Annotated in this window: 16 protein-coding genes; 11 read left to right on the top strand and 5 right to left on the bottom strand. The window is 36.9% G+C overall.

The window, feature by feature from the left end; translation table 11 throughout:
* The first annotated feature begins 271 nt into the window (after positions 1-271).
* The 4 genes from NAF01_RS14145 (at position 272) to NAF01_RS14130 (ending at position 2,653) form a co-directional block, all read left to right on the top strand.
* Positions 272-475, top strand: a complete 204-nt coding sequence (locus tag NAF01_RS14145; protein WP_283935809.1) for a helix-turn-helix transcriptional regulator — start codon at positions 272-274, stop codon at positions 473-475.
* Entirely contained in the window at positions 472-906 is a 435-nt protein-coding gene (locus NAF01_RS14140) for a hypothetical protein (protein ID WP_226617863.1), read from the top strand. Before NAF01_RS14145 ends, NAF01_RS14140 begins: the two co-directional genes overlap by 4 nt.
* A gap of 17 nt (positions 907-923) precedes the next feature.
* Positions 924-1,466 carry a small multi-drug export protein gene (locus NAF01_RS14135; protein WP_250800571.1) on the top strand — a complete coding sequence of 181 codons (543 nt, stop codon included), beginning with the start codon at positions 924-926 and terminating at the stop codon, positions 1,464-1,466.
* Between the two features lie 338 nt (positions 1,467-1,804).
* Positions 1,805-2,653 (top strand): sialate O-acetylesterase, encoded by an 849-nt coding sequence (locus tag NAF01_RS14130; protein WP_222500937.1) that lies wholly within the window; start codon positions 1,805-1,807, stop codon positions 2,651-2,653.
* Positions 2,654-2,806: 153 nt separating this feature from the next.
* On the opposite strand, the gene NAF01_RS14125 is transcribed toward NAF01_RS14130, so the two are convergent.
* The 5 genes from NAF01_RS14125 to NAF01_RS14105 form a co-directional block, all read right to left on the bottom strand.
* Positions 2,807-3,811, bottom strand: coding sequence for a DUF3231 family protein (locus tag NAF01_RS14125; protein WP_250800569.1), 1,005 nt, complete (start codon positions 3,809-3,811; stop codon positions 2,807-2,809).
* Between the two features lie 856 nt (positions 3,812-4,667).
* Entirely contained in the window at positions 4,668-5,183 is a 516-nt protein-coding gene (locus tag NAF01_RS14120) for a cupin domain-containing protein (protein WP_222500933.1), read from the bottom strand.
* 81 nt (positions 5,184-5,264) lie between these two features.
* On the bottom strand, positions 5,265-5,681 hold the full coding sequence (locus NAF01_RS14115; RefSeq protein ID WP_222500931.1) for a hypothetical protein: 417 nt from the start codon (positions 5,679-5,681) through the stop codon (positions 5,265-5,267).
* A gap of 396 nt (positions 5,682-6,077) precedes the next feature.
* Positions 6,078-7,181 carry a GerAB/ArcD/ProY family transporter gene (locus tag NAF01_RS14110; protein ID WP_250802473.1) on the bottom strand — a complete coding sequence of 368 codons (1,104 nt, stop codon included), beginning with the start codon at positions 7,179-7,181 and terminating at the stop codon, positions 6,078-6,080.
* Positions 7,182-8,110: 929 nt separating this feature from the next.
* A complete protein-coding gene (locus NAF01_RS14105; protein ID WP_250800567.1) occupies positions 8,111-8,464 on the bottom strand; it encodes a DoxX family protein in 354 nt (117 codons plus the stop codon).
* Positions 8,465-8,576: 112 nt separating this feature from the next.
* On the opposite strand from NAF01_RS14105, the gene NAF01_RS14100 reads away from it, so the two are divergent.
* From NAF01_RS14100 to NAF01_RS14070, 7 genes are all read left to right on the top strand, one after another.
* Positions 8,577-9,284 (top strand): Crp/Fnr family transcriptional regulator, encoded by a 708-nt coding sequence (locus tag NAF01_RS14100; protein WP_250800565.1) that lies wholly within the window; start codon positions 8,577-8,579, stop codon positions 9,282-9,284.
* A gap of 178 nt (positions 9,285-9,462) precedes the next feature.
* Positions 9,463-9,699 (top strand): DUF896 domain-containing protein, encoded by a 237-nt coding sequence (locus tag NAF01_RS14095; RefSeq protein WP_048008614.1) that lies wholly within the window; start codon positions 9,463-9,465, stop codon positions 9,697-9,699.
* 188 nt (positions 9,700-9,887) lie between these two features.
* Positions 9,888-10,286 (top strand): DoxX family protein, encoded by a 399-nt coding sequence (locus NAF01_RS14090; protein ID WP_048008615.1) that lies wholly within the window; start codon positions 9,888-9,890, stop codon positions 10,284-10,286.
* 149 nt (positions 10,287-10,435) lie between these two features.
* Entirely contained in the window at positions 10,436-11,374 is a 939-nt protein-coding gene (locus tag NAF01_RS14085) for a ring-cleaving dioxygenase (protein WP_250800564.1), read from the top strand.
* 23 nt (positions 11,375-11,397) lie between these two features.
* Positions 11,398-12,006 carry a flavin reductase family protein gene (locus NAF01_RS14080; RefSeq protein ID WP_250800562.1) on the top strand — a complete coding sequence of 203 codons (609 nt, stop codon included), beginning with the start codon at positions 11,398-11,400 and terminating at the stop codon, positions 12,004-12,006.
* A gap of 34 nt (positions 12,007-12,040) precedes the next feature.
* Positions 12,041-12,973 (top strand): ring-cleaving dioxygenase, encoded by a 933-nt coding sequence (locus NAF01_RS14075; protein ID WP_250802471.1) that lies wholly within the window; start codon positions 12,041-12,043, stop codon positions 12,971-12,973.
* Positions 12,974-13,294: 321 nt separating this feature from the next.
* Positions 13,295-14,539 carry a helix-turn-helix domain-containing protein gene (locus NAF01_RS14070; protein WP_250800561.1) on the top strand — a complete coding sequence of 415 codons (1,245 nt, stop codon included), beginning with the start codon at positions 13,295-13,297 and terminating at the stop codon, positions 14,537-14,539.
* Positions 14,540-14,860: the final 321 nt, after the last annotated feature.

Raw genomic sequence — 14,860 nt, 5'->3', positions numbered from 1 at the left:
ACATGTACCATCAGCTGCAAGGCGGATAGATCATCGAATCAAACCCTTATATTCTACAGGAACTTTAAACACAATCATGGGCAAGAGGGCTTCCATTACAAATTTGGAGGTTCTTTTTCTTTTCATAGATAAGTCCTTTTGGATAGCTATCATAATCTCAACTAAGTTAAGTGGTATGTAATCTTAACAAAATGGAAAATATCCTTGACCTAATGTTAAGTATTCTTTACAATAAAGAGGCAAGAAATGGTAATAGGGGATGTTAAATTTGCTGAGAAATAAAGTGAAGGAATTAAGAGCGAGGCATAATTATACTCAATCTGATTTAGGTAAATTGGTTGGAGCTACCCGCCAAACCATTGGCATGATTGAAAAAGGTGACTATGCTCCGTCTGTACTGTTGGCATTGAAAATTGCTAAAGCATTACGTGTCGATTTAGAGGAACTGTTTTGGATAGAGGGGGAGGATGAGTGATTATGGAACGGTTTTTGCGTTCACCTTTTACAATGAGTGTGTTTCTGATTGGGCTTGCGGTAATTTATTCGATGAGCATCGTTTTGGAGCAGCGGAATAACATGACGACTATTATTTTTGTTGCATATGCTATTTTTGTCATCATCTATTTCGGAACAATGGTTTATTTTAACCGTAAATTTCCAGACCGGAAGATTCGTATTCTTACCTTCATCCCTTATGAGCTGAAAGAAGAAGATGAAGGGCATCAATATATTACGTATCGTGCTTGTCGAAAAGTGTATATTTATTATTATTTTGCGATTCCGGCAGCTATTGTAGCGGTTTCACTGTTTAGAAAAGTCGAGTTGCTCCCTGTCATCACTTTGACTGTACTTGGCATCGGGCAGTATTTTATTTTTTGGTCGGAAGTTAAAAAACTTTATGAATAAAGGGGAGGATGTAGGATATGTTTTTATCGTATATATTTGTATTTCTTCTGGCAGCAATTCCGTTATTTGAACTTGTTGCTGTGATTCCATTGGCTATCATCGGAGGTCTATCTCCAGTTCTGACAGCGATACTTGCTTTTTTGGGGAATGCTCTGACAGTGGTTCTGTTAATTGTTTTTGTAGATCAAGTGAAGAAATGGATGAGAAAGCGAAAACAAAAAAAACGTATGCAAGATATTATGCATGTGGAAGAAGTTGCGGCGACGCAAGCTGAAGCTGAAGGCATGGAAGAGTCGAAAAAAGGCAAACGGGCACGGACACTTTTTGATAAGTATGGCTTACCTGGCTTAGCGATTATTGGCCCTTTTTTCGTTGGATCTCATATATCTGCGTTTATGGGAATGAGCTTTGGTTCTACAAGAAAGAGGGTAACCGGCTGGATGTTGACCAGTTTATTCCTTTGGACAGTCATTATGGCTGTAGCTTCAAGTTATGGAATCACCTATTTTATGCCTCATGTTGAAGAAGATGGTTTTTTAGTCCGCCTATTCAGCAACTAACATTTCATTAGAGACTTTTAAGATCCTTCATACTCATTCAGTAAGCAGGCGCTTTTCCTGAGTAAGGAAGCGTCCTTTTTCTTTAGTAAGTGCTCTCTTGGTTCGGAGAATATGCTATATAATTCGGACAAATTCAGTTATTCTGCATGGTAAGGTGAGAAAAGAAGGGGAAGTATACTTTATACCCGTACCACTTCTATGGATGAATGATACGGTAAAGAGACGGCAGATGTATTACGGAAGGCCCAAAAGGCGTATGAGTGTGATGCACATTGGCTTGTCTATTTATTATCAGGCCATTAAATTGAATTAAAACTCGACAGAAGGAAGGATACTCTATGAAATCTATACTGTTAATCGGACAATCCAACATGGCTGGCAGAGGATTTATGGACGATGTGTCTCCAATTTATAATGAGCACATAAATATGCTGCGAAACGGCAGATGGCAGATGATGGCGGAGCCAATTCATTTTGATCGCCACGTATCTGGTATTGGGCCGGCAGCCTCTTTTGCTCAGGCTTGGACAGAGGACCATTCAGGCGAGGGGATTGGGCTCATTCCATGTGCCGAGGGAGGAAGCTCTATTGATGATTGGGCAATAGATGGAGTTTTAACCAGGCATGCGATTTCTGAAGCAAAATTTGCAATGGAAACAAGTGAATTAGCGGGGATCCTATGGCATCAGGGAGAAAGCGACAGTTACGGAGAACGATATATAACATACGAAGCCAAACTGCTTTCCTTATTCGAACACTTGAGAGAAGAACTGAATGCACCGGATATCCCGATCATAATAGGTGAGCTTGGGCATTATCTTGGACAGTCGGGATTTGGGAAAAGTGCTTCAGAATATAAACAAATAAATGAGATATTATCTAAAGTGGCTCATTCCGAAAAGAATTGCTTTTTCGCAACATCAAAAGGCTTAACGGCAAATCCAGATGGCATACATACTGATGCTGTTTCCCAAAGAAAGTTTGGGTTAAGATACTATGATGCTTTTTCAAAACAAAAGCATGTTTTAGAAACTTTAGATATAGAAGATGGATGGATTGAAAAGGCAGCAAAACGTGAACTAACGAAAAATGAACGTATTTTTGTTGAAAGTACGAAGTTTGCCTTAGGAGAAATGAGTTTTGAGGAATTCTCTAGTGCTGTCTCCAATATTAATGACGGTAAGTAATCAACAAGCGAGCGCTTTTCACAAATAAGGAATGCGTCTGTTTTTATTTATATGTAAAAGGCTATAGCCAAAAGCCATAGCCTTTATTGGGATATATTAAGCAAATAGAGTTAAGTTGCAGAATACCTTGGTTAGTTCTCTCCTTCATTTAAGTTAGGATTCATTAAGTTTCTTTCGATCAATGGGCTGTGGGGGCTGCTCCATCCAGCCTCGTTCAATCAAAAGTTTGAGTCCTTCTTCCCCGTATTTTAAAACCTCGGTTGTAATTAAGGAATAATGGAGAGCTAAATCTTTTCGCATTGAGACAGATAATGCATCCGCAAGTGCTGACACTGCAATTTGGTTTGCCGTAGCTATTATAAAAAGAATTAACCTGTCAGAAAACGGAGAAACAGTTGAACTACTTACTTCCACAGGCAATGGGAAACCAATATAATGATCACTATCTTTCAATAATTTTTCATACGTTTCCACTTGCTTTTCAGCTAGTTTTTTCCCTTTTAATAAATAATTCTTTATTTCCTTATCTTTCGTTACCTGTATTAATCCTATTAAAAGGATTAAACCAATGGCATTTCTTTCAATTTCGACGAAAAGTTCTGATATTTCTATGGAATTTAGAGGTCTTTTTTCGCCTAACCAAGTAGTTAGTAATGATGGTCGATTCTGAATGTATTCCACATTTTCTGGATATTCCATATTTGGAGGCCGATCGATTATTCCTTTAGAAAGCATAATGCTTAATGCTTTCTGATGTATTTCCGTTTCACGGTATAAACACTCTTTGAAAAGTTTATATACATCTAACCGAGTCACTCGTTGTAAAACATTTGCATAACTTGGGATAATAACCTGTCCTCCACGATAAAGGAAGCTTAATGCAAATAAGTCTGTATATAAGGGAGGGGCTGATAAATCAATATCTTTATCTGAGAACCCATTTGGTATTGGGAACCCTTCTTCTTCGAATATGTATTCAATTTTTTCAATAATTGATTCAACTAAAACCAATACCTCTTCAATGATTAGCTTAATTTCCTCATCTTGAAGATGATGCAGAAGATGTATGTAAAAACATCTTACTGCTGTATTTGAAATGTTTATTTTCCAAAGAGCTGCGATTTCAGCTGTAGTTAATTTAACATTACGTTCTTCCATATAAAAACAACCTCCTAGTGAATAGTATGTCTAAAGGGGATTAAAAAAATAACCCAATATCATTTTCAATATAGCCATTAGCATTTTGGCGTATTTAAGAGAACTTTTAGATGCTGCTGATGCAGTATTTTTTATTGTATTAAAGGGGGTAGGTGCGTTGAAGAAGGGCATTGATATGGTTTATAGAATAAAAAATTAAAATTGAGATAATGGAAGGGTTTGATTAGTAGAGAGAAAATCAATTTAATTTGATAGTGAAGACTAGAAATTTTCTAAAGGAACACATTTATAGTCCCAATCATAAGAGTTAAGATTATTTCTTAATCCCATAAACGAGGTGCTTTTTAGGAAAAAAAAGGACTAATAATAAAGCGCAGGGGAAAATTCCGCAGCTCAATCAGTGGATGGCATTGACACCCAAAGAGCAGGTTTAAAATAATTTTTAAATGCTGGATTAGATTTACTCGATGCTAAGGACACACTTAGTAAAGGGAGCTCCTAACTACTGAGGAAAAGATACGATGGTCACGCGACATTGATCATTTGGCAAGGAGAAGTGAAGTTTTATGAGGACTTCTTAAAAAGGACTCGGTCAAAAGAGCCATTTACCCTTTTAAAGTTTGAAGAGAAGCAAATTTAAATTTCTAAAAGAAATGCAGGATTTGATTGTCCTTAGAGTTGATTTGAACGAGGACAACGAATTAGATCTCAATTTAGAACACTAAAAATAGGGGAGTTACCCCACTTTTTTTATGTAAGTATGTGATTTTCGAGTAATAGTTTGCTTGTCTTAATAGAGATGGTAAGTATGGCCGATTAAGACTAGCAGCAGTCATCCGGAAGAGACCTAATTTCTCTATTCAGGAATCCTTTCATATGCTAATTTTAAAATAATTTCCTTATATTGAGGGTATTTGGATAAAAGGTCTGTTTGTGTGAACAGTTCAAAATCCTGAAAATCAAAGCCTGGAGAAACCATGCAGCCTACCAGTGAGAATGTATCCGCCTCCATAACAGACGAACCAAAGATTGAATTTTTCGGCACTAAAGCTTGAGGTACTTCTCCGTTATCAAGGTTTATACCTAATTTAATTTCTTCATATTCACCATTTTCATTGATGATATGTATGGTTAGTGGACTTCCAGCGTGAAAATACCATAATTCATCCGATTTCAATCGATGAAAGTGGGACACATCGTTGGACGTTAATAAGAAATAAATGCTTGTATAGAGCTTGCGTGTTCCCGCAAATTTCACAGACAATTCTTGATCAGAAGTACATTCCTCTGATTGAAACGTTCTTTTATAATATCCTCCTTCTGGATGAGGAGTTAATCCAAGCTTTGAAACCCAATAATGCTCATTCTTCATTTTAAATGCTCCAATCCCTGCATAAATAAATACCAAAAATGTTCCTTAAGTTGGCTTAACCTATTTTTTTGTATCTGTAACTTATTTTTCCTTAGAAAAGTCATTATAATTTTTGAACTTTGAAGGCCACTTTTTCTTCTTTAAGTACTTTTCATTAAGCACTAAAATCTTCCCGCTCTCAGCGGGTATGTATTTTTTATAAACTGATTTATATTTTTCGAATGCCAAGTGCCCGAAAATATAAATTGGTAAAATCATGAAAATGAGGATTGCCAATTGCAGTAACCAGTTGAATTCATCTCCAATGATATAAATCGTAAATACAGCATGTGCTGCAAAAGAAACCATTAAGGTGAGAAGCACATTAGATATATGAAAAGGGATCATTTTATTTTTTTCCCGGAACATTCGCTCTAGTTCATTTTTGATAAAAAGTGTAGTAAATACCGATATCACAATGACAACAAGGGAAACAAAATATGTAAGAACACTGTACATGTTTTCCGCCCACGCTCCTTCAATGACAATAGAAGAAAAAGCTGATCATCAATTATACTTACTATCGTTATCATGGTCACAAACCGATTTTTAATGGGAGCCTCAATTAACAGTTAATGTCTGAGATTAAAGGATTAAGACGCTTAGAGTCTAAATCTTTGTTTTGTTCAGAAAAAAATTTATCTTCATTTTAACATAAAAATTAATAAAGGTTTTGGTTGAGCTAGAAGAAGTAAAGCGTGTAGATTTATAGGAGAAAAACGGCTTTGCGAAAATAGCAAAGCCGTTTTTTTATGACTCGTTTATCTCTTTAAGAATTCTTGAAAATTGAAATTTGAGTGGGTAAACTTCTAATATTTGAACAGCAGCAGAACCAACCCCATTAAGATAAGTTTTTCATTTCTTTTTACCCTTCTTTTTTACCCTCTTGGCAATCATGATAGCGGCAAAGAACAAGGGGATATAAATGAATGTAAAGCCAAACCCTGCTTTCCCAAAATATTCATTAAACAGACTAATCTCTTCGCGCGTATTAATAAAGTTAATCAATAATAATAATGCACCCACAATAAAAAAAACACCGATTTTTTGTCTAATATTAAAGATCCTTTTGATAAGTCTCGAACAAATCCAGATGGCAATACACACATTCGGAAGCATAATTAAGTTCCAGTTTGCAATCCCAATATATTCGAAACGTTCCACAAAAGGCATTTCAACAATTTTCCACATGGTTAAAGTCGGCCAAACCTGTTTAGCAAGCTGATCTTCAGAATAATATGCAAAGGTAATGACTGCTAAAATCGTATAGATCAGGGTAGTGGTTAAAACAGCAAGGTGGGCCCACTTTTTGGATTTCTTTGGTTCTTTTATAAAAGGATAAACGAACAAAATAATCTCAAAACCGATGAAGGTAAGCGACATATTGTAGGAACTGATGAGAAGTTCCTTAACGGAATGATCCCAAATTGGGAGGAGATTATAAAAATTTGAGAATTTAATGGCCCAGCCAAATGTGAGAAGGAGATAAGCCGGCAATACAAGACCAAAAAAGGCTATACCGACTACGGTTCTTAACCCTCCAAAAATGATATAAGTACAAAGTATCATGAAACCAAAGGAGAACCAGAAAGTGCTCAGATCCGGAAACATCCACACTTGAATGATTTCGATAAATGTTCGTGCGATAGCTAAGACATACAAAAAAAAGTAACCTATAAAAATGGAACTGATTGCTTTGCCGATCAAATTGCCCAGAAGGTACTTATGTGCTGTCACAAAATCTCCATCAACCGTTTCGGCAATTTTATAGATCATCCAAAGGATGACATGTATGCATCCCCCGGCAAACAGGATGGAAATCCAGGCATCATAGCCAGCATCCTTTGCGATGTCTCTCTGATAGCTAAGAACCCCAATGCCAATTTGCATGGACATAATTAAATAAAACACTAGAAATGGGGATATCTGCAATCTGTCTGGTATTGGCTGTTCCTTTATCTGGTTCACCTCCGTTTCATAATTTGATATCTGGCTGTGGTAAAACTGCGTTCTCACTCCGGCGGTATTCATCAACTTTTTATCTTGTGTTCTTTTTTTGCCAAAGGGGATAGAATGTTTATTAAAGTAAGACCAAAGCGTACATTTGTTTTTTGACTATATTAAAAATTTATTGGAATAAAAAAGGATTTTTCCCATACCTCATGCTGGACTTCATCCTTAATCCTGTTTAGTCATAAGTAAATCACCATTATTTTCTGCATTACTCTTAATATTACCGGTGTTGGAAAACTTATGAATGGAAGCCAATAAAAAAGTATGGCGGTAAGTGGAATTATAGGGGAAATATATGCCTGGCATTACACAAATGATATAAAATCTAGGAACTGTGCCAACGCCCATCTGCATTTTGATTATAATGATAGGCTGGTTAGTTCACAAAGGAATCTGTATACTCTCCTCTGAATGTCGATAATTAGTGAATAAGATCATTAGTGGAATCAATATACAAAGACCCATCTTGCTGTAATTCAGCGTAAAAACATCATATATGACCTGGTTTCACAGCACCTTTCAAATGATAATTACAGTGTTCAGATATTGCAGCTTAAGCTTGAGTTGAACCGCCAAAAAATAACCGCCACTAAAAAGTAGTCCAAGACACAGTTAGCTTTCTGGCCGAAGTTCTATGCTTCAGCTTGGAGGATTATACAGGAACATTAAGATCATTCCCATAACTTCCTATGAAAGAATTATGACCCCCGTCTTGAATTTAGATGGGGGCAGGGCTGTTTGGAATACTTTAAGAATGGATCATTAATTTAGATGTTCTCTTTGGGATAGCATGCTTCCCGAAATGGTAACGGTATGTACAAAGTACTCAAGGCTTCAAACTGGATACCGGACATTGTAAACTTAGTTATTTTTGACTACTTATTAATTTGAAAAAAGGTGATTACAATAGCTAAAATCAGCATTGTTAAGGCATTTAATCCCATAATCGGTCTATGTCTGGCTCTTAAGAAGTGAGCGTGCAGGGCACCTAGCATAAGAATAGTAATGAGGGATCCTGAAAGCAAGATAAATTTAGGAAACCCAAATCCGATGATCAATCCGCCTACGCTCAATATTTCCAGGAAAGCAATTAATTGCATGAACCATAGGGGGTAGCGATATTCTCCCCAGTGCTTAACCATTGACTTGGTACGTGCTAATTTCATCGAAATGGATATGGTGAAAATAAAAATTAAAATAATTTGAATGATCATAGTTACAACATCCACAAAGTTTCCTCCTTTTGTATAATAGACGTAGCTGCTATGTATACATTCTAGGCTTGTTAGGTTAGTGAGTATGTAGTCTGGACTACATTCGGCAGAATTGGGGGAGAGGCATATGGATAAAATGAAGTATTTATCGAGAATACAGATTTTTAAGGATCTGGAATTGGAGGAATTAAAGAAATATGAACCGGTCACACCTATGAAAGTTGTGGAGAAAGGTACCGTTATTAGTTCTCCACATATGGATCAAAAGTTATTGTATTTAATCAAATCGGGTAAGGTTCGTTTGTATAGAATAACTGAGAGCGGGAAAGAGCTTACAGTTGATATTTTAGAAACGGGGCATGTATTTGGAGAAATTGGTACTTTTACAACCGGTTCTGAAAATTTATATGCTGAGGCATGGGAGGATTCTGTTATTTGCAGAATAGATAGAGTGCAGTTTGAAAAAATAATACGTGAAAATCCAAGTATTTCTTTAAAGCTTCTTGAAATAATCTCCAGCCGCCTAAAGGAAGTCGAAGAGTTACTGGAGTATATGGCATATAGCAGTACAAGGAAACGGCTTTTATTCCTGCTAAATAAACTTACAGAGAAGTTTGGGGATAAATTGTCAAGCAGCAGTGCGGAAGAATGGGCTGTACTTGATATTTACATAACTCATCAAGAGTTAGCATCGATGATGGGCAGTATCCGTGAAACAGTGACAGCACTTTTAAATGAATTTAATGCAGAAGGAATAGTGCGCAAATCAGGAAGGCGGGGAACCATGGAAGTTCATAGTGTACGCCTAAAATGTGCATTAAAAGAGGAAGGATAAAAATCAGCACTTATTGAAGAGTGCATTAGATCAAATTAAAATACACGCAAAAATGATATATTTCCATTTGAATAATCAAGAGAATAGTGTTGACATATTTAATAAAATAAATTATCTTTAATTCAAGATATTTTATTTCGAGGTATCTTTGGATTTTTACTTGAAAGGAGTAAGTCTTATGCATGAGATTCTAAAAAGAATAAATGAACTCGCAGCAAAAAGAAAGAAGAAAGGCTTAACACAAATTGAAAATGCTGAAATAATCATTTTGCGCTGTCAATATATCCAAGAATTTCGCGGCTCAATGGAAGAGCTGCTATTAAACACAACCATCGTTGATCCTATAGGAGATGATGTAACTCCTGAAAAATTAAAGAGAGCCCAGGCAAGACATAAAGTTAAGCCAATATGGTAAATCATATATTATCCAGAAAGAACGCAGCAGTTACAAAGGGAACCACAAAAAACATTAATTTTAGGTAAGATTATTAAATGCATAGGAACTGAGGCATTAGTTCAATTTCTCGAAATGATAAGAAAAAGCAAAAAAATTTTAAAATAATATCTCGAATTCGAGATAATTAAAATTAGGAGGAAATAAAAATGATGGACTTAGGATTATTAATTATTAGGCTGGTAATTGGCGTTTTATTCATTGGTCACGGAGCTCAAAAATTGTTTGGGTGGTTTGGGGGTCATGGATTAAAAGGAACCGGAGGCTGGTTTGATTCCATTGGGATGAAGCCGGGAGTAATGATGGCTCTTTTTGCAGGATTAGCAGAACTTATAGGGGGAATCTTGTTTGCATTAGGATTTTTAACTCCTCTCGCAGCACTAATGATTGCAGGAACTATGATCATGGCTATCGTTAAGGTGCATGGTCCAAATGGTTTATGGGCAACATCTAATGGATATGAATATAACTTAACGTTACTCTCTGTTGCCATTGGTATCGCCTTAATTGGTCCTGGCCGATATGCATTGGATTTCTTTTTATTCTAAACTATCCCGAATTAGTAATACCTCAAATAAAGCTGAAAAATTTTGTTCCTTTCCAGTTTGTAGATAAATTTATTAACTGAATTGATAGCAGGGCATGTCCTAGTTACAGAATATAATTAAAATCCAAGTTTTAAAGGAGTGCGGGAAATATGGGTAAAAAAACAATGGGGATTCATCATATTACTGCAATCGTAGGCCATCCTCAAGAGAATGCAGATTTCTATGCAGGAGTTTTAGGATTGCGTTTAGTCAAGCAAACGGTCAATTTTGATGATCCCGGCACTTATCACCTTTACTTTGGAAATGAGGGCGGCAAGCCAGGAACAATCATTACTTTCTTTCCATGGGCAGGTGCCCGTCAAGGGGTTATTGGCGATGGCCAGGTAGGAGTTACTTCATATGTCGTTCCGGCAGGTGCCATGAAGTTTTGGGAGGAAAGGCTTGAAAAATTTAAAGTGCCTTATACAAAAATGGAACGGTTCGGAGAGCAATATTTGGAATTTGATGATCCTCATGGAATTCATTTGGAGATTGTTGAAAGAGAAGATGGGGAAGTAAATTCCTGGACTTACGGGGATGTTACCCCTGAAACAGCTATAAAAGGCTTCGGTGGAGCAACTCTCCTATCAACTCAGCCAGCGAAAACGGCTGACCTGCTGGAAAACATTATGGGACTCGAAGTTTTAGGTCAGGAAGGAGATTTTATCCGTTACCGATCTTCTGCTGATATTGGAAACATCATCGATCTTAAATTAACTCCAATTGGACGGGGGCGAATGGGTGTGGGAACCGTCCATCATATTGCCTGGAGGGCTATTGATGATCAGGATCAATTGGATTGGCAAAAGTATGTTGCCGATAATGGATATGTGGTTACACCAGTTCAAGACCGAAACTACTTTAATGCGATCTATTTTAGGGAACATGGGGAAATTTTATTTGAAATTGCTACTGATCCTCCAGGGTTTGCCCATGATGAATCCCAGGAAAAAATGGGCGGGAAATTAATGCTGCCTGAACAATATGAGCCACAAAGGGATAAGATAGAAAGTGTTCTGCTTCCGTTTACAGTCAGGGAATTGGATTAAATTTTATAGAGGTGATGCACGCTATGCTTTCCATTGACCCAGCTGACAATAATGAAAGAGAAAATTACAAACTTTTAATAGGAAGCATCATACCAAGGCCCATTGCTTTTGTAACCACGATCTCAAATGAAGGTGTATTGAATGGGGCGCCATTCAGTTATTTCAATATCGTAACATCAAATCCCCCAATGATTTCCTTGGCGATTCAAAGAAATGAAGGAACACAGAAGGATACGGCCAGAAATATTATCAGCACAAAGGAATTTGTTGTTCATATTGTCGACGAGGACAATGTAGAAAAAATAAATAAGACAGCAGCAACTCTGCCTCCTGATCAAAGTGAAATAGAATTAGCACAATTAACTTCAGCTGAAAGTACAAAAATTTCCGTGCCTGGAGTGATGGAAGCGAAAATCCGTATGGAGTGTACCTTGGAACAATCTCTTTCATTTGGGGGGACGGATACTCCTGGCTGTGATCTTATCATTGGAAAAGTTGTTCAATTTCATATTGATGAAAACATCTATGATAAGGGAAGAATTGATCCAAAGGGGCTCGCTGCAGTGAGCCGTTTAGCTGGCATCCATTATGCAAAGATTGGCGAACTGTTTTCTATCGAAAGACCACAGTAGAATTAGGTCACTTTTAAAGAAGTGGAGGGAATAGATTTTGCAAATCACTGCAGGTATCCATCATATTACGGCTATGGTTAACGATGCCCAGCGAAATATCGACTTTTATGCAGGGGTACTGGGACTAAGGCTTGTAAAGAAGACGATTAATTTTGACCGGCCGGAAGTTTATCATCTTTATTTTGGAAATAAAAATGGCGATCCTGGAACGGTTATAACTTTCTTCCCATGGGAGAAGCAGCTCAAAGGGCGGATTGGAACCGGCCAGGTCGGGGTGACCAGTTATGTGATCCCTGAACATTCAATTGAATTTTGGAAAAAACGGCTGAGTAAATTTGGCGTTAAGTTCATACAAACCGTTCGCTACGGTGAAACCTACCTGCAATTCCAAGATCCGGACGGCCTTGAAATCGAACTTGTAGAGAGGTCTGAGGGGCCTTTGAACACATGGGCTTTGAAAGACGTTCATCCAGAGGCTGCCATTAAAGGATTTGGAGGAGCAACCCTGATTTCTGCAAAGCCAAATAAAACGGCTGAAGTACTTGAGGATGTATTAGGGCTTGAAGGCATCGGCCAGGAAGAAGGGTTCTTAAGATTTAAATCAGAAGCCGAACTTGGAAATACGATCGATATAAAACTTACCCCTTCTGTTCGAGGGCTGATGGGGGCAGGTACAGTTCATCATATTGCCTGGAGAGCGAAGGATGAAGAGGATCATATGAGGTGGAGAAACCTTCTTCAGGAGAAGGGCTATTATCCAACCGAAATTCTCGACCGCAATTACTTCAAAGCACTTTACTTTCATGAAGAAGGCGGCATTTTGTTCGAGATCGCGACAGACCCTCCAGGATTTACGGTTGACGAACCACTAAATGAACTTGGCAGCAGGCTTATGCTGCCTTCCTGGCTGGAATCGAAGAGGGAGGAATTGGAAGAGGCTTTACCTGCTTTAGAGGTCCCTGTATAAAAGGATGAAAATATTTCAAAAAGGAAATGCCAATCAGTAAAAAAAGCTAATCCGCGTTATTCGATTAGCTTTTTTATTGTATTATTGGCAGCTCTTTTTTTCTTGGAATTACCAGCTAATAGTTTATCAATCTATTTCAATAACAACTTTTAAGCTAGATCCTGGAAAGTCGTTTTGTTTTTTTAAAGTGAAAATATCCAGTGTAAGAGCTTATTTACACAAGCAATAATAGCCTGTGCCAATAAGCTTTTACACTATCATTTTATAAACTATTCCATCCTTTATGTTCGTTATTTATACTATCAGTAGGAGGGAGAAAAAATGATCGAAGGGAAAATTCTAAAATACTACAGAGAAAAACAAGGATACACACAGGATCAGCTTTCAAGAGGGGTTTGTTCTGTCACTCATTTAAGTAAAATTGAGCGAGGCATAACAGAATATTCTGGGGAAATTATTACACTTCTTTCTAAAAAATTGAACATAAATTTTCAAGACGAAGTAAGGAATTTCAATAGGTTTAAAGAAACATTAGAAGAATGGAAAAATGCTATTGTTATGTTAGATACCGAAAACATGAAAGTAAAAAAAGCAGAACTTGACGCTAATCTATTAAAGGATTTTCCCGACTTTCAAACACACTACTCACTGCTTCTAGCCCGTCATTATCTCATTCTTTATGAAAATGAAAAATGTCATAAAGTGATGCAAAAGATCAAGAAACTGGACATCAGCCTTTCACCTTATGAGAGCAATCTATATAAACATGTTCAGGGAATCTGTTATTTTAGTATCGGAAACTACAAGGATTCAATTGAAATCCTAAAGAAAATTGATTCCAGTTATTCGAGCGAAGAATATTACTACCACCTGGCTATTTCCTATCATGCAGTTCATGACAACACTTTAGCTTACTATTATGCTCAAAAAGCTTTGCGCTATTTTCAAGAAACATTAAATTTCACACGCATACTCGATACAGAGTCGCTTATTATCCTTCAATTAAACGCCAAATCGCAATTTAGCCTAAAAGAGACTCGCAGCTATTATGATAAATTAATCCAATCTGCAAAAAAGATTCAATCTGCAGATAGGTTAACTAAACTCTATTTTAATCTTGGACAAGAGCTGTTTAGAAGAAAACATTTTCGAGAGGCGAAAGAGTATTTTGATAAAGGGTTGACCTTACTGAAAGAAGAAGATTTCTTATATCTTACCATGTTAGATTTATACATAGACATTTGTTATAAGGGAAACTTGATATCGAAAGAAGACCTATTATCCGATGCAAAAAAAGGTCTGCAACTCGCCCAAAAACGAAACGACCAAAGTTATTTATTTTTTCATCTGCATGTTTTATTACTGAACGGGGAGGAAGATTCCTATTATGACTATGTTGAAAATAAGGTGCTTCCATATTTCATTCAGTCCGGAAACGAGGATCTAATCCAGCACTTTGAAGTTAAGCTTTTTCGGTATTATATCAAATCAGAGCAAAACGAAAAGGCATGGGCTCTCGCTAAAAAGAAAATGCTTGCTGAGATGAGCTATTATGAAATGGATTAGTGACGTGTACTTTTAAATGGAATAAGGACTAATGCCCCCTTACAAATTTGACGGGTGCTCTTCTTTTCCTCTTTTCTAATTTGATGAAAGAAACAGACACTTTCCTTGAACAGGAAGTGCTCTTTTTTAATTTTAGGTCAGCATTATTGTAATGAGTTATTCCACAATCTGGGGCCTATCAGGAGCAAGAAATTTGCTCTTTCCTTGTGAATAGGACCTGATTGTCGAAAAGGGATCGTTTGACTTGCTTAGACATTAATAATATGGAAAATAAATAAATCGTCGTATTTACATCACCATGTGTATTCTTTAGACTAAAAA

The organism is Cytobacillus firmus, assembly GCF_023657595.1.
Classification (GTDB): Bacteria; Bacillota; Bacilli; order Bacillales; family Cytobacillaceae; genus Cytobacillus; species Cytobacillus firmus_B.
Note: the sequence above shows the minus strand (reverse complement) of the source record. Positions and strands in the feature narration are given on the sequence as shown.

What these genes read in the sequence shown, in the direction of transcription:
- NAF01_RS14135 (WP_250800571.1), top strand. Translation starts at nt 924, where the DNA reads ATGTTTTTATCGTATATATTTGTATTTCTTCTGGCAGCAATTCCGTTA.
- NAF01_RS14130 (WP_222500937.1), top strand. Translation starts at nt 1,805, where the DNA reads ATGAAATCTATACTGTTAATCGGACAATCCAACATGGCTGGCAGAGGA.
- NAF01_RS14125 (WP_250800569.1), bottom strand. Translation starts at nt 3,811, where the DNA reads ATGGAAGAACGTAATGTTAAATTAACTACAGCTGAAATCGCAGCTCTT.
- NAF01_RS14120 (WP_222500933.1), bottom strand. Translation starts at nt 5,183, where the DNA reads ATGAAGAATGAGCATTATTGGGTTTCAAAGCTTGGATTAACTCCTCAT.
- NAF01_RS14115 (WP_222500931.1), bottom strand. Translation starts at nt 5,681, where the DNA reads ATGTACAGTGTTCTTACATATTTTGTTTCCCTTGTTGTCATTGTGATA.
- NAF01_RS14100 (WP_250800565.1), top strand. Translation starts at nt 8,577, where the DNA reads ATGGATAAAATGAAGTATTTATCGAGAATACAGATTTTTAAGGATCTG.
- NAF01_RS14095 (WP_048008614.1), top strand. Translation starts at nt 9,463, where the DNA reads ATGCATGAGATTCTAAAAAGAATAAATGAACTCGCAGCAAAAAGAAAG.
- NAF01_RS14090 (WP_048008615.1), top strand. Translation starts at nt 9,888, where the DNA reads ATGATGGACTTAGGATTATTAATTATTAGGCTGGTAATTGGCGTTTTA.
- NAF01_RS14085 (WP_250800564.1), top strand. Translation starts at nt 10,436, where the DNA reads ATGGGTAAAAAAACAATGGGGATTCATCATATTACTGCAATCGTAGGC.
- NAF01_RS14080 (WP_250800562.1), top strand. Translation starts at nt 11,398, where the DNA reads ATGCTTTCCATTGACCCAGCTGACAATAATGAAAGAGAAAATTACAAA.
- NAF01_RS14070 (WP_250800561.1), top strand. Translation starts at nt 13,295, where the DNA reads ATGATCGAAGGGAAAATTCTAAAATACTACAGAGAAAAACAAGGATAC.